This window comes from Streptomyces sp. NPDC048473 (genome assembly GCF_043200155.1).
In the GTDB taxonomy this organism is placed as follows: domain Bacteria; phylum Actinomycetota; class Actinomycetes; order Streptomycetales; family Streptomycetaceae; genus Streptomyces.
Genome location: NZ_JBICXE010000020.1, coordinates 89545 through 113928, shown reverse-complemented (window position 1 = coordinate 113928; position 24384 = coordinate 89545). Strand labels below are relative to the sequence as shown.

The 24384-nt window shown below is 69.9% G+C and carries 20 protein-coding genes, 1 pseudogene and 1 riboswitch; of the genes and pseudogenes, 17 read left to right on the top strand and 4 right to left on the bottom strand.

Going from position 1 to position 24384, the window contains the following annotated elements:
* Positions 1–81 precede the first annotated feature (81 nt).
* A complete protein-coding gene (locus tag ACGFU7_RS28155; protein ID WP_393699308.1) occupies positions 82–1212 on the bottom strand; it encodes a tyrosine-type recombinase/integrase in 1131 nt (376 codons plus the stop codon).
* A gap of 123 nt (positions 1213–1335) precedes the next feature.
* On the opposite strand from ACGFU7_RS28155, the pseudogene ACGFU7_RS28150 reads away from it, so the two are divergent.
* Positions 1336–1758: pseudogene (locus tag ACGFU7_RS28150) on the top strand (HNH endonuclease family protein); the annotation flags it as partial.
* Between the two features lie 66 nt (positions 1759–1824).
* On the opposite strand, the gene ACGFU7_RS28145 reads toward ACGFU7_RS28150, so the two are convergent.
* Positions 1825–2559, bottom strand: a complete 735-nt coding sequence (locus ACGFU7_RS28145; protein ID WP_393699306.1) for a hypothetical protein — start codon at positions 2557–2559, stop codon at positions 1825–1827.
* Positions 2560–2587: 28 nt separating this feature from the next.
* The gene (locus ACGFU7_RS28140; RefSeq protein WP_393699304.1) at positions 2588–3418 is read right to left on the bottom strand and encodes a DUF4190 domain-containing protein; all 831 of its coding nucleotides are present in this window, start codon (positions 3416–3418) and stop codon (positions 2588–2590) included.
* A gap of 215 nt (positions 3419–3633) precedes the next feature.
* Here ACGFU7_RS28140 and ACGFU7_RS28135 point away from each other — a divergent pair, with 215 nt between their 5' ends.
* From ACGFU7_RS28135 to ACGFU7_RS28120, 4 genes are all read left to right on the top strand, one after another.
* Complete coding sequence (locus ACGFU7_RS28135) at positions 3634–5796, top strand: N-6 DNA methylase (protein WP_393699303.1); 2163 nt, start codon at positions 3634–3636, stop codon at positions 5794–5796.
* A 120-nt stretch (positions 5797–5916) separates the two neighbouring features.
* Positions 5917–6582, top strand: a complete 666-nt coding sequence (locus ACGFU7_RS28130) for a hypothetical protein (protein ID WP_393699302.1) — start codon at positions 5917–5919, stop codon at positions 6580–6582.
* The gene (locus ACGFU7_RS28125; protein WP_393699300.1) at positions 6579–8117 is read left to right on the top strand and encodes a protein kinase; all 1539 of its coding nucleotides are present in this window, start codon (positions 6579–6581) and stop codon (positions 8115–8117) included. The genes ACGFU7_RS28130 and ACGFU7_RS28125 overlap by 4 nt, the downstream gene beginning before the upstream one ends.
* 203 nt (positions 8118–8320) lie before the next feature.
* A complete protein-coding gene (locus ACGFU7_RS28120; protein WP_393699299.1) occupies positions 8321–9157 on the top strand; it encodes a glycoside hydrolase domain-containing protein in 837 nt (278 codons plus the stop codon).
* Here the strand turns inward: ACGFU7_RS28120 and ACGFU7_RS28115 are convergent, their stop codons facing one another.
* On the bottom strand, positions 9158–11653 hold the full coding sequence (locus tag ACGFU7_RS28115) for a YfhO family protein (protein WP_393699297.1): 2496 nt from the start codon (positions 11651–11653) through the stop codon (positions 9158–9160).
* A gap of 123 nt (positions 11654–11776) precedes the next feature.
* Between ACGFU7_RS28115 and ACGFU7_RS28110 the strand changes: the two genes are divergently transcribed.
* The 12 genes from ACGFU7_RS28110 to ACGFU7_RS28055 all read left to right on the top strand — a co-directional run bounded on the left by ACGFU7_RS28110 (position 11777) and on the right by ACGFU7_RS28055 (position 24222).
* The gene (locus tag ACGFU7_RS28110; protein ID WP_393699296.1) at positions 11777–12742 is read left to right on the top strand and encodes a glycosyltransferase family 2 protein; all 966 of its coding nucleotides are present in this window, start codon (positions 11777–11779) and stop codon (positions 12740–12742) included.
* Positions 12739–13140, top strand: a complete 402-nt coding sequence (locus ACGFU7_RS28105; RefSeq protein ID WP_393699294.1) for a GtrA family protein — start codon at positions 12739–12741, stop codon at positions 13138–13140. The genes ACGFU7_RS28110 and ACGFU7_RS28105 overlap by 4 nt, the downstream gene beginning before the upstream one ends.
* Before the next feature lie 184 nt (positions 13141–13324).
* The gene (locus tag ACGFU7_RS28100; protein WP_393699292.1) at positions 13325–13981 is read left to right on the top strand and encodes a SurA N-terminal domain-containing protein; all 657 of its coding nucleotides are present in this window, start codon (positions 13325–13327) and stop codon (positions 13979–13981) included.
* A 47-nt stretch (positions 13982–14028) separates the two neighbouring features.
* On the top strand, positions 14029–15003 hold the full coding sequence (locus tag ACGFU7_RS28095) for a nucleoside triphosphate pyrophosphohydrolase (protein ID WP_393699291.1): 975 nt from the start codon (positions 14029–14031) through the stop codon (positions 15001–15003).
* A gap of 9 nt (positions 15004–15012) precedes the next feature.
* Positions 15013–16335, top strand: a complete 1323-nt coding sequence (locus ACGFU7_RS28090; protein ID WP_393699289.1) for a cytochrome P450 — start codon at positions 15013–15015, stop codon at positions 16333–16335.
* 105 nt (positions 16336–16440) lie between these two features.
* Positions 16441–17388 carry a transglycosylase family protein gene (locus ACGFU7_RS28085; protein WP_393699287.1) on the top strand — a complete coding sequence of 316 codons (948 nt, stop codon included), beginning with the start codon at positions 16441–16443 and terminating at the stop codon, positions 17386–17388.
* Between the two features lie 299 nt (positions 17389–17687).
* Positions 17688–17859: riboswitch (cyclic di-AMP (ydaO/yuaA leader) on the top strand.
* Between the two features lie 3 nt (positions 17860–17862).
* Positions 17863–18597: a transglycosylase family protein gene (locus tag ACGFU7_RS28080; RefSeq protein WP_393699285.1), complete on the top strand. Its 735-nt coding sequence runs from the start codon at positions 17863–17865 to the stop codon at positions 18595–18597.
* A 304-nt stretch (positions 18598–18901) separates the two neighbouring features.
* Positions 18902–20182 carry a phosphopyruvate hydratase gene (gene eno, locus ACGFU7_RS28075; protein WP_393699283.1) on the top strand — a complete coding sequence of 427 codons (1281 nt, stop codon included), beginning with the start codon at positions 18902–18904 and terminating at the stop codon, positions 20180–20182.
* 103 nt (positions 20183–20285) lie between these two features.
* Complete coding sequence (locus ACGFU7_RS28070; protein ID WP_393699281.1) at positions 20286–20756, top strand: septum formation initiator family protein; 471 nt, start codon at positions 20286–20288, stop codon at positions 20754–20756.
* Positions 20757–20815: 59 nt separating this feature from the next.
* Positions 20816–21358, top strand: coding sequence for a DUF501 domain-containing protein (locus ACGFU7_RS28065; RefSeq protein WP_393699279.1), 543 nt, complete (start codon positions 20816–20818; stop codon positions 21356–21358).
* A gap of 75 nt (positions 21359–21433) precedes the next feature.
* The gene (locus ACGFU7_RS28060) at positions 21434–22375 is read left to right on the top strand and encodes an exopolyphosphatase (protein WP_393699278.1); all 942 of its coding nucleotides are present in this window, start codon (positions 21434–21436) and stop codon (positions 22373–22375) included.
* Between the two features lie 461 nt (positions 22376–22836).
* Positions 22837–24222 (top strand): NAD(P)/FAD-dependent oxidoreductase, encoded by a 1386-nt coding sequence (locus ACGFU7_RS28055; protein ID WP_393699277.1) that lies wholly within the window; start codon positions 22837–22839, stop codon positions 24220–24222.
* Positions 24223–24384 lie beyond the last annotated feature (162 nt).

Below are 24384 nucleotides of genomic sequence, written 5' to 3'. Positions count from 1 at the left end.
GGAGACGTGCCGCGAGCCACGACGGCCACTCAGGATCAACGGGGACGGGGGGAACGGCAGTGGATCGGAGGAGCACGATGGTCATCGCAGTAGCTCCGGCGCGAGACCTTCGACGGCCGCGACGGCTGCGCGGAGATCCTCGTCCTGGGCGTGCAGGTACACGGCCGTGCTAGCCGAGGAGGCGTGCCCCAGGAGGGTCTGTACGACGTCCGGGGTGACCCCGTTGCGGATCCAGCGGGTGGCGGCTGTGTGCCGCATCATGTGCGGCCGGGCGGTCAGACCGCAGCGCCTCCCGATCCGTTCAATCACTTGCTTGGTATTGGAGTACGAGAGCGGACGCCCCGCGTGGACGCCGACGAGGTTGAGGAAGACGTAGTCACAGTCGGCGGAGTCGACTACCTGTTCACGCTCGGCGAGGTGATCGCGGTATCGGTGCACCACTTCCGGTGTGAGCGGAACCATGCGAGGGCGCCCGGCCTTGGCCCGCGCCCCGTTGACGTTGTCCTGACGGGGCCTGACATGCAGGTGCGCACCGCCGGTCCGGCAGCCGAGGTGTGTGGAGTCGGGGAGCAGATGCATGTCTTCACGCCGCAGTCCGAGCGCCTCGCCGATGCGAAGGCCCGCTTCCACCAGGACGGTCAGCAGCAGCCGGTCACGCGCGGTGCGAGCGGCGTCGAGGACCTGTTTCGTCTGGGCGCCGGTGAGCGTCTGTGGTGCCCGCTCGATCTCCGGCGCCTTCAGGACGCGGGTTTTGACCATCAGGTGCTGGCCGCCCTCGCCGGGATCGAAGCCGGCCGGGGCGTGTGCGAGGAAGCGCGGCTCGCTGAGACGCGCGGCGATTTCGTGATCCACGTGCCCCTGGACGGCGCAGAAGCGGAGGAACTCGCACACCGCAGTGAGCGTGGCGTTGACCGTCTTGCCGGACGGAGGCCGCCCGTACTGGGTCGGTGTCCGCTCGACGTGGAACTTGAACAGGCTCATGTCCCCGAGCCGGACGGTCTTCCATTCGGTGCCCCGCTCTGCACACCAATTGAGGAAGCGACCGATTCTGGGGACGTACGCGCGCTGTGTCTGCGGTGACCGCCCGGCTCCGCGTAGATACAGGGAGAACTCGCGGGCCTCGGGATGAGGCGTGTAGGTCTCCTCGTCGACCAGGAGCCAGGTGATCTCTCCGGTGGTAGGCGAGACGGCCTTCTCTGTACGTAACGTCAAGGGATCTGCTTCCTGTCTCCGGTGTCACTCATGTGCCTCATGGCATGACTGATAACGGCGAGGGACAGAAAGGGGTTATGGCTGTGCCTCATGTGCATCGCACTCGGGAAGGAGGTAGAGATAACCCGTAATGACCTCCTCGCCAGGGATGGCAAGGACGTGAAGTTCCGTTCCGGTTCGGACTGTGTGGTCGTGTCGATGACTCTCAAGGACCCGTACACCGGCTCGGTCATCGACTGGCGCAAGCAGCAGGCCACCAAGGTCCAGATCGACCACGTCATGCCCCTGTCGTACGACTGGCAGATGGGCGCCGCGCGCTGGAACGAGGCCAAGCGGCAGCAGATCGCCAACGACCCGCTCAACCTCATCCCGGTGGACGGCCCGGCCAACAACGCCAAGCGGGACTCGGGGCCCGCGTCCTGGCTGCCGCCGTACAAGCCGGTCCGCTGTTCGTACGCGGTGCGGTTCGCGCAGGTGTCCCTGAAGTACGGACTTCCCGTCACCACCGCCGACAAGAAGGCCATGCTGGAGCAGTGCGGCGGGTGAATCCGCGGACGGAACCCGCCCCGGGGTGGGGCGGGTTCCGTTGTCCTGTCGTCTGCTTCGGGTGCTTCAGATCTTTGGCTTTCTTGCCGTGAACGGCTTGTCGAAGGCGGAGAACTCGACCGTTACGGGGCCGGTGTTGCGTCCTGCTCCGCCCTGCGGGAAATGCAGCTTCATCAGATACGGCCTGCCGTCCGTCGCGACATTTGCCGTCCACTTCCCGTCGTCTGCCCTGCCGGTGACGGTCAGGGTACGTACGCCGGAGTCGAGCGTCGCCGTCTCTCCCTTGCGGGCCGTTCCGCTCTTCGGCGCTAGGAGGCCGAGGAGCACCTCCCGGTCGCAGTAGCGCAGGGCCGGCTTCGTGTGCCGGTCTCCGGCGGGCGGCTTCACCCAGCGGCCCGTGAGCCTCTTGATGTCGGCGGCGGTGTTCCGGTGCGGGTCGTCCGGAGCGGTGACCGCCCGCAGCATCGCGGCGTCGGACTGGGTGTAGACCGTGCCGCCCGTCCGCACCAGCTCCATGGTGCCCGCCGCGCCCATGGACAGCGTGACCGTGCACTCGCCCCTGATGTCCGTGGCGACGTACGCCTCGACCGGGCCCTCGGGGGAGGTTGTCTCCACCGTCATACGTACCGACTTGGCGCCCCGGGTCGCCGCGAGGGCCTTGTTGACGACCTCGGGGCCGGTCAGCCGTGCATAGGGAGCGGCGCTTCGTGCATCGTCGAAGAGCGTGTCACAGGCCGCCGTGAGGCCGAGTGCTGTCGCGGTGCAGAGAGCGGCTGCCGCGGTGCGGACGAGTGGGCGCATGGTGGTCGGCTCCGGTCGAGGGGGAAGGTCAGAGCTTCAGGTCCCACTGGGTGGCGTCGTACGTAAACCCGGGGTTGACCTCGACGGTCAGGTTCTTGGCGTCCGCGGGGGCGTCGAAGGCGAACTGGACCGTGACCTTCTTGCCCGGCAGGACCGTGCCGCTGAAGCCCTTGCCGACCTTGCCGTCGAAGATCTGCTCGGCGTCCACACCGTCCTGGCCGGCGCGGGCCGTGACGTTCACGAGCGCGGAGTCGAACTTCTCCTTGCCCGCGTTCTCGATGACGACGGCGACCCGGTAGGCCTTGTTGCCCTTGGTGTGTCCGGCGGCGTACGTGTCCGGGGTGTACGACGTGGCGTCGCCGACCGTGACCGTCAGATCGTCGTCGTACACGGCCGAGTCACCGGCCTCCAGCGCCTTGCCGGTGTCCTTCTTCTTGTCCGCGCCCTCGTTCTTGGCGGAACTGTCGCTGCCGGGCTTCGGCTTCGCGGAGGCCGTGGTGTCCGACACCGCCTTGTTGAGGTCGTTCACCGCATCGTCCACGGCCTTGAACGTGATCACCGCGCCCACCACCGCGAGGATCAGCGAGATCAGGCCGAGGACGGCGCCGAAGGTCGCCATGCCCTTGTTGGTGGCCTCGCCACGCTTGGCCCGGCCCCGGCCGGCCAGGCCCAGGATCAGGGCGATGACGCCGAGGATGCCCGCCAGCCAGAACAGGAACGGGATCAGGCCCGAGACGGCGCCGATGACACCCAGGACGAGAGCGGCGATGCCCAGTCCGTTGCGGGCCGGGCGCATGCCCGGCGTCTGGGCGGGGGCGTACGGCTGCGGGGACTGCGGCGGCTGTGTGAACTGGGACATGGCTGTGCCCTCCGGCAAATGCAGAGATGGGTGGTGAGCGGTTCCGTGCGTCGCTCTCGTGTAGCGACAGGTCAATAACAGCAGAGCTTGTGAACCGAGTCAACACGGTTCACGATGGACGGGTTGATGCACGCTGTGAATCGATGTCGCGTGAACGGTGTCGGTATGCTCGCCGACACCGCACAAGGCGAGTGCCAGGACCAGGGAGACAGTCAGTGCCGGAGAACTCGACAGAGGTGACCGCGGCCGGGATCGCACGGCTCGCGGGCGTGGGGCGCGCGGCCGTCAGCAATTGGCGCCGTCGCCACGCCGATTTCCCCAAGCCCGTCGGCGGCACCGAGACGAGCCCGTCCTTTGCGCTGCCCGAGGTCGAGCAGTGGCTGCGCGACCAGGGGAAACTCGCCGAGGTCCCACTCCGTGAACGGGTCTGGCAGCAGCTCGCAGGACACCCGGCCGGTGCGGTCCCCGCCCTGGTCCACGCGGGCTGCGCCCTGCTGCTCCTGCGGAACAGCCCCACCGCCTGGCCGGAGATCACCGCCGTGTCGGACGAGCGGATGGCCGGGGTGCTGTCCCTCGCCCTCAACGACGTGCTCGCCGCCCGCTTTGGGCCGGCCGCGGAAGCCGGACGGGCTGTTCACACCCCCGGCCGCGCGGAACTGCTTCCGTCCATTCCGCTGCTCCGCGGCGCCGCGGAACTCGCCGCCGAGACCGGGGCCCGGCAGACCTTCGAGTTCCTGCTCGGCCGCCAACTGGATGCCAACCCGCGCCAGTACACACTCACCCCGCCCGGACTCGCCGAACTGATGGCCGCCCTGGTGGAGACCGGGAAACAGCCCGCCCGCACGGTCCTCGACCCCGCCGCGGGCACCGGCGCCCTGCTGCGTGCCGTCGGCCGCCCGACCGCCCTGTACGCACAGGAGACCGACCCCGACCTCGCCGCGCTCACCGCACTGAGGCTCGCCCTGCACACCGACACCGACAACAGCTGCGCCCTCGCGGTACGGACCGGCGACACCCTGCGCGCCGACGCCTTCCCGCAGCTCGCCGCCGATGCCGTGCTCTGCCACCCGCCGTTCAACGAACGCAACTGGGGCCACGACGAGCTCGCCTACGACCCGCGCTGGGAGTACGGCTTCCCGGCCCGTACCGAGTCCGAACTGGCCTGGGTCCAGCACGCCCTGACCCATCTGCGCGAGGGCGGCACCGCCGTACTGCTGATGCCCCCGGCCGCCGCTTCGCGCCGTTCCGGCCGCCGGATCCGCGCCGATCTGCTGCGCCGCGGAGCCCTGCGCGCCGTCATCGCGCTCCCCGCCGGCGCCGCACCCCCGTACGGCATCCCGCTCCACCTCTGGGTGCTGCGCAAGCCGGGCAGCGGCCTGCATCCCTCGCCCGAACTGTTGCTGGTCGACACCGCCGAACCCGCAGAATCCCCCTCGTCGGGCCCGGCGGCCGCCGCCCCGTCGGGCGGGCGCGACCGGCTCGACTGGCAGGCGGTGCGCAGCGCCGTGCTCGACGCCTGGCAGTCGTTCGAGGGCGAGGGCGAGGGCGAGGGCGCAGGCACGGGTACAGGCAGGCCCGGCCGGGCGGACCGGACCGACCCCGGCCATCCGCTCGGGGCCCGCCCGGGCGTCAGCCGCGCCGTCCCCGTCATCGAACTCCTCGACGACGACGTGGACCTGGCCCCCGCCCGCCATCTGCCGCCCCCGGCAGCCGTGGGCGGACCGGCCGAACTGATCCGCGTACGGGAACGGCTCACCGAGACGCTCGGTCTCACCGGCACCCTCACCCCGCCGGCCGTGACCCTCTCCGACCCGGCCCACTGGCCGCTCACCACCGTCGGCGAACTCGCCCGCGCCGGCGCACTCCAGCTCCGCACCGGCGGCTCCGGCACCGGCCCGACCCCCGTCCTCACGGAACACGACGTCCTTGGCTCCACCGCCCCTTCGGGAAGCCTCCCCGCCGACGGGCCCCCCGAGGAGCCGGTCCTCGTCGAACCGGGCGATGTCGTCGTCCCCGTACTCGGCGGCGGCTCCGTCGCCCGCGTCATCGACGACGCCACCGCGGGCGCCGCACTGGGCCGCAACCTCCAGCTGCTGCGCCCCGATCCGGCCGCCCTCGACCCCTGGTTCCTTGCCGGCTTCCTGCGCGGCACCGCCAACAACCGCCAGGCCAGCAGCTACGCCTCCACCGCCACCCGGCTGGACGCCCGCCGCCTCCAACTGCCCCGGCTGCCGCCGGCGGAGCAGCAGCGGTACGGGGAACGGTTCCGCGCCCTGGCCGAGTTCGAGGACGCGCTGCGGCTGGCCGGCCGGCTCGGCGGACAGCTGGTCCAGGGGATGTACGACGGGCTGACGGACGGCACGGTCACGCCGAAGTGAGCTGAACCACAACGGTTCCGTACAACCCGGGGCCCGTTGTCGGTGTCGCCCTTTACGCTCGGATCTGTGCACACGGAGCGTGTGCGCGGACGTTCAACGACCAGGTCTCCAGGAGCAGCCATGTACGCCCCGGGTCATCCGCCGACGCCGCCGCGCCGGGTTCCCAGCAGGGCCTGGATCGTCTCGATGCGTGTGCTGTTCATCGTGCTCTCGGTGTGCTCGCTCGGACTGCTGCTGTGGAGCCCGCTGCTCCGTCTCGCGATCGTGCGCCGCCGGACGTCCGACTGGTGGCTTACCGGGGCCGGTTTCGTGTTCGTCTGTGTACTCCTGCCGATCCTCGGCAGGGACGGCAACGACGAGCCCGCAGGCATCGACAACGTCCTCATACCGCTGCTGTTGCTGGTGATGGTGGCCGCTCCCGCGTACTACCTGGTCGGGGACATCCGTCACTACGAACAGCTCACGAAGCGGAACCTCATGGGCGGGTACGCGCCTTCGGCGCCAGGGTATGGATACGCGCCCACGGTGCCGGTGCACGTGCCCGCCTCCGCGCCCATGCCCGTACAACAGCCGCCACTGCGTCAGCCGATGCAGGCAGGGCAGTCGATGCAGCCGCCTGCCGCACTACCGCAGCAATACCAGCAGCCCCAACCACACCCCTCACCCCAGCCGCACCCGCACCCGCAGCCCCAGCCCCAGCCCCAGACCCAGCCCCAGCGCATCGACCAGGTTCGCGCCGAACTCGATGAGTTGAGCGACTACCTCCGCAAGGAGGAGGGACGGTGAGCGGACGCCTCATCGGCGGGCGGTACCAGCTGGCGACCATCCTCGGCCAGGGCGGCATGGGCCAGGTCTGGACGGCCTACGACCAGCGCCTGGACCGCCGGGTCGCGGTGAAGCTGCTCCGCCCCGACCGGGTCACCGGCCCCATCGGCAGCGAGGCCGCGGACGAGCTGCGTCGCCGCTTCGTCCGCGAGTGCCGGGTCACCGCCCAGGTCGACCACCCGGGCCTGGTCACCGTCCACGACGCGGGCAGCGACGGCGACGACCTGTACCTCGTCATGCAGTACGTCGAGGGCGCCGACCTCGCCGACCATCTCGCCGAGCACGACCCGTACCCCTGGCAGTGGTCCGTCGCGGTCGCCGCCCAGCTCTGCGCCGTCCTCTGTGCCGTGCACGCGGTGCCGATCGTCCACCGCGACCTCAAGCCCCGCAATGTGATGGTGCGTCCGGACGGCACCGTCACCGTCCTCGACCTGGGCGTCGCCTCCGTGCTGGACACCGACACCACCCGTCTCACCCACACCGGTTCGCCGATCGGCTCCCCGGCCTACATGGCCCCCGAGCAGGCGATGGGCGGCGCCGTCGGCCCGTACACCGATCTGTACGCACTCGGCGTGCTCCTCCATGAACTACTCAGCGGCGACGTGCCGTTCGCGGGATCGACCGCCCTCGGTGTGCTGCACCGCCACCTCTACGAGCCACCGCTCCCGGTCCGCCGGATCCGGCCCGACATCCCCGAGCCGCTCGAAGCGCTGGTGCTGCGGCTGCTGGCCAAGGACCCGCAGCACCGCCCGTCCGGCGCCCAGGAGGTGTACGAACACCTCGCCCCGCTGCTCCCCACCCGGGGCGCCGGGCTCCCCACAGGACCGCTCGACCCGACCCGCCCCTTCCTGCGCCCGCACGCCCCGTGGCCCGACCGCGCCACCACCCCGCCCCCGCCTCCGGCCCCGCCCTCCCCGGCGGCCAACCGGCCCGATGTCGCCGCCGCCGTCGACGACGTCAAGAAGCTGCTCGGCGAGGGCCGCATCACCCAGGCCGTGGACATCCTCGGCTCCATCCTCCCGGCCGCGGCCGAACAGCACGGTGAGGACTCCGCCGTGGTCCGCATCCTGCGCAAGCAGTACGCGGCGACGCTGATGGACGACGGCCAGTACCGCCGCGCCCTGCCCGAACTGCGCCGCCTCGCCGACGACCGCGCGGCGGAGGCAGGCCCGGCCGACGCGCAGACCCTCCAGTTCCGCTACGACGCGGCCCAGTGCCTGGAGCAGCTCGGCGAACCGGCCGCCGCGCTCGCGGAGTACCGCGCGGTTCTCCCGTACTACGAGAACCACCACGCCACGGGCAACGACCCGGCCCGCTCCTTCGAGATCCGCAACCGGATCGGGCACCTGCTGCTCGCGGTCGGCGACCATGTGGCGGCGCGCGTACAGCTGCAGGGGCTGCTGTACGACACGGAGCGGGCGTACGGACCGCACCATCCGCTGCCGGTGGAGCTGCGCCGCCGCCTCGACCGCCAGGTGGAGGTACACGGCGGCTGAGGGAGCGGTGGAGCCGTTGATGGTCGCGACGAGGCGAGCAGCGAGGTAATGGACACGCCAAGCTTCCGCAATGGATTGCCACGGAGACCGCAGTCGGGGGCGAAGGCCGACTGCGACGTGAGACTGTGATCTGCCGCCGGGGCGGCTGACAACTCGCCTGCCCCGTCGGCCTCTCACTTCTTTCGAGCACTGTCGAGGTCTCTGTGCCTTCTCACCGCATATCCAAGAAGCGCCGCCGCATCTCCATGGCCGTGGCAGGCGTGGCCGTTCTCGCCGGTGGCGCGTTCGCCGCCGAGGCCGCAACCGCCACCACGGTCTCCAGGCCCGCGCCGAAGATCTACACGGGGCATGTCTTCGACACCTGCACCGCACCCTCGCTGACCACCATGAAGGGCTGGTACAGCTCCTCCGTCTACCACGGTGCCGCCGTGTATGTCGGCGGGAAGAACCGCGGCTGCGCACAGCCCAACCTCACCGCCTCCTGGGTGAAGTCCGTCAGCGCCACCGGATGGAAGCTGGTCCCGCTGTACGTCGGCGCGCAGCCGCCGTGCCAGACGAGCGCCAACCCCGAGAAGATGACCGCCGCCAACGCCACCTCGCTGGCCGTCACCGACGCCAACGACGCCGTGGCGAAGGAGGCCGCGCTCGGCATGAAGCCGGGCAGCCCGGTCTACCTCGACATGGAGTACTTCGACCCGAAGAACACCTCCTGCGTGAACACGGTGCTCGCCTACATCCGGTCGTTCGACAAGACGGTCAAGGCCAAGGGGTACTGGTCCGGCTTCTACGGCTTCAGCAACTCCAGCGCCGCCGTCGTGGCCAACGCCACGAACCGCACGGACCTGCCGGAGATCCTCTGGTACGCCCGCTACGACGACGTGTACTCCACTACCACGGGCTTCCCGTACGCCTCGACGCTGTACACCGGGCACCGCCGTGGCCACCAGTACGCCGTCAACAAGAAGGTGACGCACACCGGGGGCACGCTCACGATCGACCGGAACGCCTGGGACGCCCCGGTCGCGATCGTGGGCAGCTAGCTAGGTCCTCTCCGCCCGGTCCCGGTCCCCCCGCCGCCGGTACGCGAGCGCCGCCCCGCCGAGCGCGAGCACGGCGCCCGCGCCCGCGCCCACCGTCGCACCCGCCCGCAGGCCGGGGGGCCGGAACGTGCAGTCGACGGAGGTGCCGTTGGCGGGGACCGGTGCGGAGACCAGGCCCAGGTAGCTGCCGGCAGGGCGCCCCTGGCAGCTCCAGCCCGCGATGCGGGGCGCGGCGATCACGACCGTTCCGGTGCTGCCGGGCGGCAGTTCGGCCCGTATACCGTCGGCGGTGACATGGACGGCGGTCGCACCCGTGCGCTTCAGCCCGTCGACCGCCGAGGCCAGCCGGGCCCGGTCCAGGCAGCCGATCGCCTCGTGCGGCACGGTTCCTTCGCGTACGGAGGTCAGCGTGACCACCACCGGCGCGCTCCCGCCCGCCGTCCCCAGGCGCTCCACCGGGGCGCGCCGGGCCGGGAGCTGCCCCTTGAGTCCGATCTCCGGGCCCGCACCGAGCCGCGCCGAGCCGAACAGGTCGGGCGTCCACAGATACGCCTCCGAGGCGGCCGGACAGTGGGCGGTCAGCGTGTACGTACCGCGTCCCACCCGGTAGTCGTACGCACCCCGGTCCGCCACCGCGCCACCCCCAGCCGCGCGCAGCACCGTCGACGGCACCGTATAGACCGTCGAACCGAGCAGCTCCTCCTGGTTGCGGAACGGCGACCGGCCGAACGCAACGGGCCCGACCGACCGCCGTACCGTCACCAGCGGCGGTGCCTCCTCACGGCTCACCGTCACCGGCCGGTCGTCCGGGGCGTTCCACGTCTGGTGAGGATCGCGCGGCCCGCGCACCCGAGCGCCGACCGAGAAGATCGCGTCCGTGACGGGGTTGTCGAGGCTCTGCACGGCCCGGCCGCCCGACGTCCACCCGCCGCCCAGCGCACGCAGTGTGCGGGTCAGCACGGCCGGCGTATGGCTGCTGTAGTACGCGGCGCCCTGCCCGCCCACCAGAAGCGGATCGTTCGCGGTGGTCTGCTCCCGGCCGGGGTCGGTGCGATAGCGCGGCCAGCCATCGGCGCCCGCGACCGCCGCCGCCTGTATCCGCTGCCGCTCGCCCCAGGGCGCGTAGTGGTCGAGCCGGTACAGCTTCTGCCGGTCGGCGAACGCGGTGGTCGCGGCGGCCTGACCGGCCTGTGCGCCGATCAGCAGCACGGCGGCGAGCACCGCGAACCTCCGGCCACGGCCGACCAGCAGCAGCGCGACCGCTGCCGCCACCAGACCGGCTGCGAACAGCGGATACGTCCACCGCGTGACCAGACCGCTGAAGCCCGCCCCGGCCGCGATCAGCACCAGCACCGCGCCCCCGCCGAGCAGCGCCCGCCACCCCGGCCAGTCGTACGAGACCGAGATCCAGGCGGCGATCACCACCAGCCCGGCCAGCACGAACGTCTGCCGGTACGGACTGCCGTTGGGCGTGGCGAACGCATGCCAGAGCAGATGCGTCGGCCCCCACTGCAACGACAGCGCGACGCCCGCCACCAGCCCCGCCCACGCCCACCGCTCGCGCCGCGGCACGGACCGCTGGAACGCCAGCGCACAGGCCAGGAGCAGGGTGCCCGTGCCGAGGAAGAGCGCCGGGGTGAAGAAGCTGTACGTGTTGGGCAGCAGCCGCGCGAGCACATCGGGCCAGGCGGCCGGCGCGAACGTCCGGTCCCAGCCCGGGTAGGCATGCTTCGTCCCCAGGTAGACGGGAATCAGGACGGGCGCGGAGAGACCGATACCGATCCCGACCGTGCAGACCGCCCGCACCAGCCCCCGGCCCACCGCCCGCCGGTCGTCCCGCTCCGTGAAGAGCCGCACCGCAAGCACCAGCGCGGCCCCGAGCGTCGCCATGTAGGCCGTGTAGAAGTTGGCCGCCCACATCACCGCGACGAGCAGCGGCGCGGCGATCCGGTGCCGCCCCGCCCTGGCCCACTCGGCGGCCAGACAGAGCACCGGCAGGGCGACCAGACCGTCCAGCCACATCGGGTTGTACGACGCCTCGACGACCGACCAGCCGCACAGCGCGTACGAACCACCGAGCACCCCCGCCGCCCACCAGCTCCCGCCGCGCAGCGTCAGCAGCAACAAGGCCATGAGCGCCGCGGCCGACGCCATCTTCAGGACCGTCACCACATAGACCGCGAGATCCATCCGGTCGCGCGGAAAGACCCCGACGAGCAGGGCGAACGGGCTGGTCAGATAGGTGCCGAGATCCGGCAGAAAGCTTGTCCCGTACCCGGACGACCAGTTGAGCAGCACCCCGCCGTCGGCGCTCCCGTGCAGCAGGTCCCACAGCCGGGCGTGGAACGGGACGAACTGATTGCCCAGGTCGTTGACGCTCCGGGTGTGCGGACCGAACGGAAAGCTGCGCGCCCAGGCGTCACCCGCACAGACGGCGGCGACGGTGAGCAGTGCGGCGAGCGAGCCCGCACGCAGGCGGGGACGGAAAGTCGGCATACGCAGGAATATGCCAGCCTCGAACGTATAAATTCCGGTCGAAATGGGTCAGTTCACTTGATGGACGCCCAACGGCCACATGAAGCATCGGATTCCGACACGTGGACGGGGTGATGTACATCCGTGCTGATCTCGCTGGTGGTGCCTTGTTTCAACGAGGAAGAGATCCTCGAACGCTTCCATGAACGAGTCACGGACGAAATGACCCGGCTGGGACATGAATTCCAGCTGGTGTACGTCGACGACGGCAGCGCGGACCGGACCCTGGTGATCCTCCAGGAGCTGGCCGCCGCCGATCCGCGGGCCCGCTATGTCTCCTTCAGCCGCAACTTCGGCAAGGAGGCCGCCATGCTGGCCGGCCTCCAGCACGCCGAGGGCGACGCGGTCGTCATCATGGACGCCGACCTCCAGCACCCGCCGGAGCTCGTGGGCCGGATGCTCAAGGAGCACGCGGACGGCTACGACCAGGTGATCGCCCGCCGCACCCGCAAGGGCGACCGTGTCACCCGCACCGTCAGCGCCCGCGCCTACTACTGGCTGATCAACCGGCTGGTGGACGTGGAACTGGTCGACGGCGTCGGCGACTTCAGGCTGCTGTCCCGCCGCACCGTCGACGCCGTACTGGAACTCACCGAATACAACCGGTTCTCCAAGGGCCTTTTCGCCTGGGTGGGATTCCGTACCACGACATTCAGTTACGAGAATGCCGTCCGTGAACAGGGCCGTTCCGCCTGGACCTTCGGAAAGCTTCTCAATTACGGTCTCGACGGGCTTCTCTCCTTCAACAACAAACCGCTGCGCGCCGCGCTCTATCTGGGCATGCTGCTGCTGTCCGTCGCCTTCGCCTATGCGGCGTGGATCGTCGGTGTCGCGCTGGTGAGAGGGGTCGACACCCCCGGCTATGTCACCCTGCTCGTCGTGGTCACCGCCCTCGCCGGGGTCCAGATGGTGATGGTCGGGGTGGTCGGCGAGTACGTCGGCCGTATCTACTACGAGGTGAAGCGGCGCCCGCACTTCCTGGTGAAGGCCACGAACACCCGGGCGGCGCCGCAGTCGATACGGGAACCCCAGGAGTTCGTACGCCGATGACGGTCAAGGCACAGATGGTCCGATTCGCCCTCGTGGGAGTCGTGAACACCGGCACGTACTACGGCTGCTACCTCGTCCTGCTGACCTGGCTGCCGTACATCGCCGCCCATGTGGTCGCCTTCGCACTGAGCATGACCGGCTCCTTCTTCCTGAACTCCTACTTCACCTACCGCACCCGCCCCACCTGGCGGAAGTTCCTGCTCTTCCCGCTCACCAACGCCGCCAACTTCGTCATCACGACCGGCGGTGTCTATCTGCTGGTCGACCTCGCCGGGTTCAGCAGCCGGTACGCGCCGCTGGTCGCGGCCGCGGCGGCCATCCCGATCACGTTCGTCGTCTCGCGCACGATCATGCTGCGCCCGGACAGCGGGGCCCCGGCGGCCGAACGCGTGTCCTGAGCGCCCCAAGGCGTTGCCCGCCGGGCATCGCTGCCGGGCATCGCCGGGTGCCCCTGAGGGGCCCACATCCCCAACTCCTTCCGAATCGTTGGTCGAACCAGTGGCCCCAACCACATCCACTGCCTAACATCGATCACCGCAAGGTCTTGTGCACTGATGCACAAACTCTCCCCGGGAGGTTCCTTTGCACCGCCGCCGTCGCACCGCGCTCACCGTCTCCGCCGCCCTGCTCGCCGGCGCCCCACTCCTGACCGCCTGCGGCAGCCAGGCCCACCCGGGCGCCGCCGCCCTCGTCGGCGGGGACCGGATCGAGGTGTCGACGCTGCAGGGCCAGGTGGCGGCGGTACGCGAGGCCCAGCGCGATTCGAAGGACGCCTCGCAGCTCATCGACAAGTCCGGGCAGCTCAGCCGGGCCAAGCTGCACAGCCTGATCTTCGACCGGGTCCTGGACCGGGCCGCGCAGGACGCGGGCGTGAGCGTCAACCGCAACGAGATCCAGCAGATGCGGAAGGCTGCGGCCGCCCAGTCCGGGGGAGAGGCACAGCTGCGGACGGCGATGCTCCAGCAGAGCTGGGTCGCCCCCGACCAGATCGACGCCGTCCTGCGCGAGCAGGTCCAGCTGACGAAGCTGGCCCAGGCGCTCGGCGCCGACCTGCAGCAGCCCGAGGGGCAGAAGGCCGTCGGCGATGCGCTCAGCAAGGCGTCGAAGGCACTGAAGGTCGACGTCAATCCGCGCTACGGCGCCTGGGACGACAAGCAGACCCAGCTCGCCAACTACAAGGCCCCCTGGATCACCCAGGTCACCAAGCCCGCCGAGGCCGGCGCCGAGGCCGGCGCCTAGAAGACTGCGGAAAACGGCGACCGGACCGACCGGGGTAGATTCGAACGGTGAACGCTGAAGACCCCGGCCGTATCGTCCTGCTCACCGCCAGCCACCGCGTCGCGCCCGGACTCCTGTCCTGGCCCGCATGGCAGACGCTGCACGCCGCCGACCGGGTGCTCTGTGCCGAGCAGGACCACCCGCAGCTGCCGTATCTGCGCGAGGCGGGCGTCACCGTCGAGCATTCCGCGCCCACCGCGCAGGAGCTCGTCGACGCGTGCGCGGGCGGCCGGAGCGTCGTCGTCCTCACGAGCGGCGAGGGCAATCAGCCGCTGACCGACGGGCTGGCCCGGCTCGCCGGTTCGGGGCGGGTGCAGATGCCGAATCTGGAGCTGCTGCCCGGTTCGTACGATCTGCCGGGCGCCCGGCTCCTCGATCTGGTCCAGGTCATGGACCGGATCCGCATCGAATGCCCCTGGACCTCGCAGAAGACCCACAAGGGCCTCGCCAAGTACGCCATCGAGGAGGCGTACGAACTCGTCGAGGCGATCGAGGACGGCGACCGCGACGAGCTGCGCGAGGAACTCGGGGACGTACTCCTCCAGGTCGTCTTCCATGCCCGGATCGCGGAGGAAGGCCGACCCGAGGATGGGGACGAGCCGTTCTCCGTCGACGACGTGGCCGCGACCCTCGTCGAGAAGCTGATCCACCGCCACCCGCACGTCTTCGGCGACGAGACCGCCGAGACCCCGGAGGACGTGCACGCCCACTGGCTGCGGACCAAGGCCATCGAGAAGCAGCGCGACTCGGTCACCGACGGAGTCCCGCTCGGCCAGCCCGGTCTGGCGCTCGCGGCGAAACTGGCCGGCCGGGTCCGTACCGCAGGGCTCGATGTGGCGCTCCCCACGGGCGACGGCATCGGTTACGAGCTCCTCGCCCTCGCCGTACGCGCCGAACAGGACGGCATCGACCCCGAGGCCGCGCTGCGGGCCGCGGGCCGCGTCTACCGGGACGCCATCCGGGCGGCGGAGGGCAACGGATAACGTCGGGGGGTGAACCACAGCCCCGCCGACCGCCCAGCCGATCCCCCCGCCGCCTGCCCTGCCGATCAGCCCGCCGCCCCCGAACTCTTCACCTGGGAGTTCGCCACCGACCCGTACCCCGCCTACGCCTGGCTGCGCGAGCACAGCCCCGTGCACCGGACCGCGCTGCCCAGCGGAGTCGAGGCCTGGCTCGTGACCCGGTACGCCGATGCCCGGCAGGCGCTCGCCGACATGCGGCTCTCCAAGAACCCGGCGCACCACGCCGAGCCGGCACACGCCAAGGGGAAGACGGGCATCCCGGGCGAGCGCAAGGCGGAGCTGATGACGCATCTGCTGAACATCGACCCGCCCGACCACACCCGGCTTCGCCGCCTCGTGTCCAAGGCGTTCACTCCGCGCCGGGTCGCCGAGTTCGCGCCGCGGGTGCAGGAACTGACGGACCGCCTCATCGACCGCTTCATCGCGGAGGGGAAGGCGGACCTCATCCATGACTTCGCGTTCCCGCTTCCCATTTACGCGATCTGCGATCTGCTCGGCGTCCCGCGCGAGGACCAGGACGACTTCCGGGACTGGGCGGGCATGATGATCCGCCACGGCGGCGGGCCGCGCGGCGGGGTGGCCAGGTCGGTGAAGAAGATGCGCGGCTATCTCGCCGAACTGATCCACCGCAAGCGGGAGAACCCGGGGGACGACCTGATCTCGGGGCTGATCCGGGCCAGCGACCACGGCGAGCACCTCACCGAGAACGAGGCCGCGGCCATGGCCTTCATCCTGCTCTTCGCCGGGTTCGAGACGACGGTCAACCTCATCGGCAACGGGATGTACGCGCTGCTGCGCAACCCCGCACAGCGCGAGCGGCTGCAGCGCTCCCTCGACGCGGGGGAGAGCGATCTGCTGGAGGCCGGGATCGAGGAACTGCTGCGGTACGACGGCCCGGTGGAGCTGGCGACCTGGCGGTTCGCCACCGAGCCGCTGACGCTCGGCGGACAGGACATCGCGGCAGGCGACCCCGTACTCGTCGTGCTCGCCGCCGCCGACCGCGACCCGGAACGCTTCGAGGACCCCGACACGCTCGACCTCGCACGGCGTGACAATCAGCACCTCGGATACGGGCACGGCCTCCACTACTGCCTGGGAGCACCGCTCGCCCGGCTGGAGGGACAGACCGCGCTCGCCACGCTTCTGAGGCGCCTTCCGGACCTGCGCCTTGCGGTGGAACCTACCGATTTGCGGTGGCGTGGCGGACTCATCATGCGCGGACTGCGCACGCTGCCCGTGGAGTTCGAACCAGGGGGCGCCCCGACGCAAGGTGACACTCTGTCAACTCTGTGACTTTCACGTGATCTGCGCTGCATCGACTTGTGACACACGTTCGAGTCCCGCTAGGTTCACCGTTCGACTCACCAGTCACTCGTCAGTCACACGGAAGGCAACCCCATGGGCTCCGCGAACGGCAGACACCGTCGCCCTCGTCAGGCACCCGCCATCGTCGTCGCCGCGGGCGTGACCGGATCGGCCATCGCCATCCCGCTGCTCGGCGCGGCCGGTGCGCACGCGGCCGACGCCACGACCTGGGACCGGGTGGCCGAGTGCGAGAGCGGCGGCATGTGGAGCGCCGACCTCGGCAACGGCTTCTACGGCGGCCTGCAGTTCTCGCAGGAGACCTGGAAGGCGTACGGCGGCGAGTCGTACGCCTCGCGTGCCGACCTCGCCAGCCGCTCGCAGCAGATAGCCGTGGCCGAGAAGGTCCTGGACGACAAGGGCCCGCAGGCGTGGCCCAGCTGTGCGGTCATCTCCGGCCTCGCGGTGGACGGGACGCTGCCGGGTGTCGACCCGGGCTCCGCGCCCTCCGCCGAGCCGACAGAGGGCACGGAGCCGGCTGACAGCGCGTCGGCGGCCCCGTCCGATGACGCCACGCCGTCGGACAGCGCCTCGGACGGCACGGACGGCTCGAAGGGCTCGGGCGGCACCGACAAGCCTGCAGGCAAGGCCAAGCCGTCCCCGAAGCCTTCGGCAACCGAGTCGGCCACGCCGTCCTCCGAGGCGTCTGATTCATCCGATTCATCTGACTCGTCCGACGGTGTCGGTGGCAAGCACCGTGGCGCGCCGGCCCCCGAGGGGAGCCAGGACGCGAACGGCGGCAGTGGCCGCGAGGCGGGTCGTCACGCCTCCCGTGGTGACGCCGACGCACGCGACGCGGGCGCTTCCGTCGCCGACGGTACGTACACCGTGCACCCAGGCGACAACCTCTGGGCGATTGCTGATGCACAGAAGGTTCCTGGTGGCTGGCCCGCGCTCTATGAGGCCAACAAGGATGTCGTCGGCTCCGACCCGGATCTCATCCTCCCTGGCCAGAGCCTCGATCTCGGCGTGAAGGCCGAGTGAGAGCGGTCTGAAAATCAGCTAAAAGAGCCTCAAAAACCGGGGTAGTTCAGGGACCTATGTCCGCTTATGCGTAAGTGAGACATGGGTCTCTTTGCGTCAACTGGCGTGTCGCGCCCAGGGGACCCTTCCGCACCGCCCTCACCTGCGAAAACGACAGTTCCCCAGATGCAAGTAAGGGCGAATTGCCCGATGTGTCCGTCTTTGAATGTGAGGGTTGCGTATGTTTACGGTCGGAACCGCTCGCACCGCGGGCCCCGTCGACCGTCACGCCGAATCCTGCCGTCGGTCGAAGGGAACAGACGCGTAAAGCGCCGTAGGCAGGAGCGGGGGACCCAGGTAAGCGCCGGGCCCGATCGTCGAGAGACGCATCAGGACCGGCTTGGGGTGAAGTCGCGTGCTAGGACGTGCGACCGGGCAACTCACTTGGCCCGAACCCGACAGCTCACCTCGTAGGCGTCGGTGAGGAGAAGTTCCATGCTGTTTTCCAGCAAGGGCAAGCACCGCCGCCCGTCCAAGGCCGTCCGTATCGTCACGCTCGCGGGTGTCGCCGGTACCGCCGTCGCCGTTCCGCTGATGGGCGCGACCGGCGCCTCCGCCGCCTCCGTCGCCACCTGGGATGCCGTCGCTCAGTGCGAGTCCGGTGGCAACTGGTCCATCAACACCGGCAACGGCTACTACGGCGGTCTGCAGTTCTCGCAGTCCAGCTGGGCCGCCGCCGGTGGTACGCAGTACGCCTCCCGTGCCGACCTGGCCACCAAGGCTCAGCAGATCGCCATCGCCGAGAAGCTTCTCGACATGCAGGGTCCGGGTGCCTGGGGCTGCGCCGGTGCCGGCAATCTGACCAACGACGGTGTCGACCCGGGTGTCGACACCGGCTCCGGCGCCACCGAGCAGAAGAGCGCCCCGGCCGCGCCGAAGCAGCAGGCTCAGCCGAAGAAGGCCGAGCGCACCGAGACCCCCGCCGCCTCCCGCTCGGACCGCTCCGCCGCCCCGCAGGCCGAGTCGAAGAAGACCGTCACCACGCCGACCGGCGAGAAGGTCAAGAGGGGCGACGGCGAGTACAAGGTCGCCTCCGGCGACTCCCTGAGCAAGATCGCCGCCGACCACAAGGTCAAGGGCGGCTGGCAGCAGCTGTTCGAGCTGAACAAGGACATCGTCAAGGACGCCGACCTGATCTACCCGGGTCAGCAGCTGCACCTGACGAAGTAGTCCAGGCTCACTCCTCCCCGAGCACCCCGGCCCGGCGCGCAATCCCCCGTACGCGCCGGGCCGGGGTTTCTGCGTGACGCGGTACCCCCTATGTAGGGAGCGCGACTATGGGTGATCGTTCAACTGTTGTAGTTACTGGCCAGTAAAATTCTGGCTGTTTGCCCGGTACTGCGCGCTCTTGGGTCCTTTTTCGTCCCAGGGGACGGGCGGTCGTCCGACTGAGCGGGCCGGGCCGGTTAGGCTCTTGTCGCAAGGCCAAAGTGACCCTGCACAACCAGTGTCATATCCCAGAAGGAGATGCCTCGTGCCGTCCATCGACGTCGTCGTAGCCCGGGAAATCCTCGACTCCCGGGGGAACCCCACGGTCGAGGTCGAGGTTGGCCTCGACGACGGCAGCACGGGTCGTGCTGCCGTGCCGTCCGGCGCCTCCACCGGTGCGTTCGAGGCCATTGAGCTTCGCGACGGTGACCCCAACCGTTACCACGGCAAGGGCGTGGAGAAGGCCGTCCTCGCCGTGATCGAGCAGATCGGTCCGGAGCTCGTCGGCTACGACGCGACCGAGCAGCGGCTGATCGACCAGGCGATGTTCGACCTGGACGCCACCGAGAACAAGGGCTCGCTCGGCGCCAACGCCATCCTCGGCGTCTCGCTGGCCGTCGCCCACGCCGCCTCCGAGGCCTCGGACCTGCCGCTGTTCCGCTACCTCGGTGGCCCGAACGCGCACCTGCTGCCCGTCCCGATGATGAACATCCTCAACGGTGGGTCGCACGCAGACTCCAACGTGGACATCCAGGAGTTCATGATCGCCCCGATCGGCGCGGAGTCCTTCTCCGAGGCCCTGCGCTGGGGCGCCGAGGTCTACCACACGCTGAAGAAGGTCCTGAAGACCAAGGGTCTTTCGACCGGTCTCGGCGACGAGGGCGGCTTCGCGCCGAACCTGGAGTCGAACCGTGCCGCGCTCGACCTCATCCTTGAGGCCATCAAGGAAGCCGGCTACGCCCCGGGCAAGGACATCGCGCTCGCGCTCGACGTCGCCGCGTCCGAGTTCTACAAGGACGGCAAGTACGAGTTCGAGGGCAAGTCCCGCTCGGCCGCCGAGATGACCGAGTACTACGAGGAGCTCGTCTCCGCGTACCCGCTCGTCTCCATCGAGGACCCGCTGTACGAGGACGACTGGGCCGGCTGGAACGTCATCACCGAGAAGCTCGGCGCCAAGGTGCAGATCGTCGGCGACGACCTGTTCGTCACCAACCCGGAGCGCCTGGCCCGCGGCATCGAGGAGGGCTCCGCCAACGCCCTGCTCGTCAAGGTCAACCAGATCGGTTCGCTGACCGAGACCCTGGACGCCGTCGAGCTGGCCCAGCGCAACGGCTTCAAGTGCATGATGTCCCACCGCTCCGGCGAGACCGAGGACGTCACCATCGCCGACCTCGCCGTCGCGGTGAACTGCGGCCAGATCAAGACCGGCGCCCCGGCCCGCTCGGACCGCGTCGCCAAGTACAACCAGCTGCTGCGCATCGAGGAGATCCTCGACGACGCCGCGGTGTACGCGGGCCGCTCGGCGTTCCCGCGCTTCAAGGGCTGATTCAACGGCCCGTCACGGGCCGCAGGCACCGGCCTCCGTCCGTCCCCGCACTCGGTCCCGTACCGTGTGCGGGGACGGACGTGCGTAATGGGGAGGCGGAGACATGGCCGCGAAGGACCGGGACCGGTTCTCCACTGCGACCCGGCTGCGGCTGCTCGGCGAGCAGACCGCCGCCCGCGTCTACCGGTCGCAGAACCGCCGTCAGGCCCGCCGCTCCCGGCTCACCGGCCGGGCGGCCTTCCTCGCCCTCGTCGTCTGCTCCCTGGTGGTCGCGCTCGCGTATCCGATGCGGCAGTACGTGTCGCAGCGGGACGAGATCGCCGACCAGGAGCGTATGGCGCAGGAGGCCCAGGCCCGCACCGAGGAGCTGCGCGACGAGAAGGCGCGCCTCCAGGACGATGCGTACATCAGGCAGCTGGCCCGCAAGCACCTGCACTACCTTCTCCCCGGGGAGACCGGTTACACGGTGATCGACCCCGACGCGGTCAAGGAGCGCAACGGCGAGACGGACGAGTCCGGCCGGCCGTGGCACTCCAACCTCTGGGACGGCGTCGACAGCGCCGACCGCGACTGACTCTCTTCATCCATCTGCAGAACCGCAGTTCGAGCAGCCCGATCAGAACCTAGGCAGGCATGGAAACCCCCCCTCCGCAGACCGAGTCCACCGCTCCCACCGAGGCGGACATCGCCGCGTTCCAGCAGCAGCTGGGCCGCCCGCCGCGCGGCCTGCGCGCGATCGCGCACCGCTGCCCGTGCGGCAACCCGGACGTGGTCGAGACGCAGCCCCGGCTGGAGGACGGTACGCCGTTCCCGACGACGTACTACCTGACGTGCCCGCGTGCCGCGTCCGCGATCGGCACGCTGGAGGCGAACGGCGTCATGAAGGAGATGACCGAGCGCCTCGGTACGGACCCCGAGCTGGCCGCCGCGTACCGGGTGGCGCACGAGGACTACATCGCCCGGCGCGACGCCATCGAGGTGCTTGAGGGCTTCCCGAGTGCGGGGGGCATGCCGGACCGGGTGAAGTGCCTGCACGTGCTGGTCGGGCACTCGCTGGCCGCGGGGCCGGGGGTGAATCCGCTCGGCGACGAGGCGATCGCGATGCTGCCGGAGTGGTGGCGCAAGGGGCCGTGCGTGACGCCCTGCCAGTCCGCGGACGCGGGCGACGAGGCCTGACCGTCCCCGGGGGCCTCCGTCCCCCGGACCCCCGCTCCTCAATCGCCGGAGGGGCTTGATTCCACAGGAGCATTCATGACCCGCGTGGCCGCCATCGACTGCGGTACCAACTCCATCCGTCTGCTCGTCGCCGACGCGGATCCGTCCACCGGTGAGCTCGTCGAGCTCGACCGTCGGATGGAGATCGTCCGCCTCGGCCAGGGCGTCGACCGCACCGGCCGGCTCGCGCCCGAGGCCCTGGAGCGGACGTTCGCCGCATGCCGCCAGTACGCGGAGGTGATCAAGGAGCACGGGGCGCAGAAGATACGCTTCGTCGCCACCTCCGCCTCCCGCGATGCGGAGAACAGGGACGAGTTCGTCCGTGGCGTGCTGGACATCCTGGGCGTCGAGCCCGAGGTGATCAGCGGCGACCAGGAGGCGGAGTTCTCCTTCACCGGCGCCACCAAGGAGCTCGCGGGCCGCGATCACCTCGCGAAGCCGTATCTCGTCGTGGACATCGGCGGCGGCTCCACCGAGTTCGTCGTCGGCGACGACCATGTGCAGGCCGCGCGCTCCGTGGACATCGGCTGCGTACGGATGACCGAGCGGCACCTCGTGCACGACGGTGTCGTGAGCGACCCGCCGACCCTCGGTCAGATCACCGAGATCCGCGCCGACATCGACGCCGCTCTCGATCTCGCCGAGGAGAGCGTCCCGCTCACCGGGGCCGCCACCCTCGTCGGCCTCGCCGGGACGGTCACCACGGTCGCCGCGATCGCCCTGGGGCTCGATGAGTACGACTCCGAGGCGATCCACCACTCCCGGATCTCCCTCGACCAGGTCCAGGAGATCACCGGACGGCTCCTCACCTCCACCCACGCCGAGCGGGCCGCGATCGGCGCGATGCATCCGGGACGGGTCGATGTGATCACCTCGGGGGCGCTGATCCTGCTCGCCGTGATGAAGCGGACCGGGGCCCAGGAGATCGTCGTCAGCGAGCACGACATCCTCGACGGAATCGGCTGGTCGATCGCGTAGGTCCGCTCGTGCGGGGGCGGTGTGCGGCGGGCCTTCCGCAGGGTGCGGGAACGGCGCTCATGCGCACTCCGGCCTGCACTTTTGAGCCCTCGTGGGCCACCCGGGGGGTGCCCCGCGAGACACGTCGCAACGAAGTTCGTGAACTTCTTCACAAGGAATTCGGCCCCGTGGAGGGCAGTTCTGGTCCGTATGGGCATCCAGGGTCGCTCGCGGGGTCGTTCCGTGTCGATACGGGACTGTTCCGGACGCGTTGCCGGAGTGTGAATCAGGGCGGTGGTTCACCCGGCCCGGAGGCTCAAGGGCCAGCTCACAGGCGGTGAACAACGTCCGCCACCACACTGTGGTTCCCCTCCGGCGCCATGACCTCGGTCACGTGGGCGGCGAAGTGTAGCAGAGGGTGGGCCATACCTTGTGAAGGGGCTCACGAGCGTGCCCCCCGAGGGGGGTGGATACTCGATGGCATGAGCACCACGGAGCGTCCCAGGATCCTCGTAGTAGGCGGTGGGTACGTAGGCCTGTACGCAGCTCGGCGCATTCTGAAGAAGATGCGCTACGGCGAGGCGACCGTCACGGTCGTCGACCCCCGGTCGTACATGACCTACCAGCCCTTCCTCCCCGAAGCCGCCGCCGGCAGCATCTCGCCTCGGCATGTCGTCGTCCCGCTGCGACGCGTACTGCCGAAGGCCGAGGTTCTCACCGGCCGCGTCACGACCATCGATCAGGACCGCAAGGTCGCCACGGTCGCGCCGCTCGTCGGCGAGGCCTACGAGCTGCCCTTCGACTACCTGGTCATCGCGATGGGCGCGGTCTCCCGCACCTTCCCGATCCCCGGCCTCGCCGAACAGGGCATCGGCATGAAGGGCATCGAGGAGGCCATCGGCCTGCGCAACCACGTCCTCGAGCAGCTGGACAAGGCCGACTCGACGACCGATGAGGACGTCCGCCGCCGGGCGTTGACGTTCGTCTTCGTGGGCGGCGGGTTCGCCGGCGCGGAGACCATCGGCGAGGTCGAGGACATGGCCCGCGACGCGGCGAAGTACTACACGAACGTGAAGCGCGAGGACATGCGCTTCGTCCTCGTCGACGCCGCCGACAAGATCCTTCCCGAGGTCGGCCCGAAGCTGGGCACCTGGGGCCGGGAGCACCTGGAGTCCCGTGGCGTCGAGGTCTTCCTCTCGACCTCCATGGACTCCTGCGTCGACGGTCATGTCGTGCTGAAGAACGGCCTCGAGGTCGACTCCAACACGATCGTGTGGACGGCCGGCGTGAAGCCGAACCCGGCGCTGGCCCGCTTCGGTCTGCCGCTCGGTCCGCGCGGTCACGTGGACACCTCCGAGAAGCTCCAGGTGCAGGGCACCGACTACATCTGGGCCGCGGGCGACAACGCCCAGGTTCCGGACATGGTCGGCCGCAGGGCCGGCAACCCGAACGCCTGGTGCCCGCCGAACGCCCAGCACGCGCTGCGTCAGGCCAAGGTCCTCGGCGACAACGTCATCTCCGGGATGCGCGGCTTCCCGCAGAAGGAATACAGCCACGCCAACAAGGGTGCGGTCGCCGGTCTGGGACTGCACAAGGGCGTTGCGATGATCGTCATGGGCAAGATGAAGATCAAGCTCAAGGGACGTCTCGCCTGGTACATGCACCGTGGCTACCACGGCGTGGCGATGCCGACCTGGAACCGTAAGATCCGGATCTTCGCCGACTGGACCCTTGCGATGTTCCTCAAGCGCGAGGTCGTCTCGCTCGGCGCCATGGAGACGCCGCGCGAGGAGTTCTACGAGGCCGCCAAGCCGGCCCCGGCACCGGCCGTCGCCAAGGCCGAGGGCGAGAAGGCCAAGGCCTCCTAGCCCGCCCGCGGGTCCACTCGCCCGCGCTGTACGTGCACAACGCCCGAAGGGGCCGTCCGCCATCCGTGGTGCGGGCGGCCCCTTCGGCTGTATCCGGCCACCGTGCGGGGCTCGCGGGCGGCGCATCAGCAGATACGTGTGTCATGCAGGTATTTTGCCGTT

Excerpts from the sequence above, each read along its gene's own strand:
- ACGFU7_RS28140 (WP_393699304.1), bottom strand. The coding sequence starts at position 3,418 with ATGTCCCAGTTCACACAGCCGCCGCAGTCCCCGCAGCCGTACGCCCCC.
- ACGFU7_RS28105 (WP_393699294.1), top strand. The coding sequence starts at position 12,739 with ATGACGGTCAAGGCACAGATGGTCCGATTCGCCCTCGTGGGAGTCGTG.
- ACGFU7_RS28055 (WP_393699277.1), top strand. The coding sequence starts at position 22,837 with ATGAGCACCACGGAGCGTCCCAGGATCCTCGTAGTAGGCGGTGGGTAC.
- ACGFU7_RS28085 (WP_393699287.1), top strand. The coding sequence starts at position 16,441 with ATGGGCTCCGCGAACGGCAGACACCGTCGCCCTCGTCAGGCACCCGCC.
- ACGFU7_RS28070 (WP_393699281.1), top strand. The coding sequence starts at position 20,286 with ATGGCCGCGAAGGACCGGGACCGGTTCTCCACTGCGACCCGGCTGCGG.
- ACGFU7_RS28115 (WP_393699297.1), bottom strand. The coding sequence starts at position 11,653 with ATGCCGACTTTCCGTCCCCGCCTGCGTGCGGGCTCGCTCGCCGCACTG.
- ACGFU7_RS28060 (WP_393699278.1), top strand. The coding sequence starts at position 21,434 with ATGACCCGCGTGGCCGCCATCGACTGCGGTACCAACTCCATCCGTCTG.
- ACGFU7_RS28145 (WP_393699306.1), bottom strand. The coding sequence starts at position 2,559 with ATGCGCCCACTCGTCCGCACCGCGGCAGCCGCTCTCTGCACCGCGACA.
- ACGFU7_RS28065 (WP_393699279.1), top strand. The coding sequence starts at position 20,816 with ATGGAAACCCCCCCTCCGCAGACCGAGTCCACCGCTCCCACCGAGGCG.
- ACGFU7_RS28080 (WP_393699285.1), top strand. The coding sequence starts at position 17,863 with ATGCTGTTTTCCAGCAAGGGCAAGCACCGCCGCCCGTCCAAGGCCGTC.
- ACGFU7_RS28130 (WP_393699302.1), top strand. The coding sequence starts at position 5,917 with ATGTACGCCCCGGGTCATCCGCCGACGCCGCCGCGCCGGGTTCCCAGC.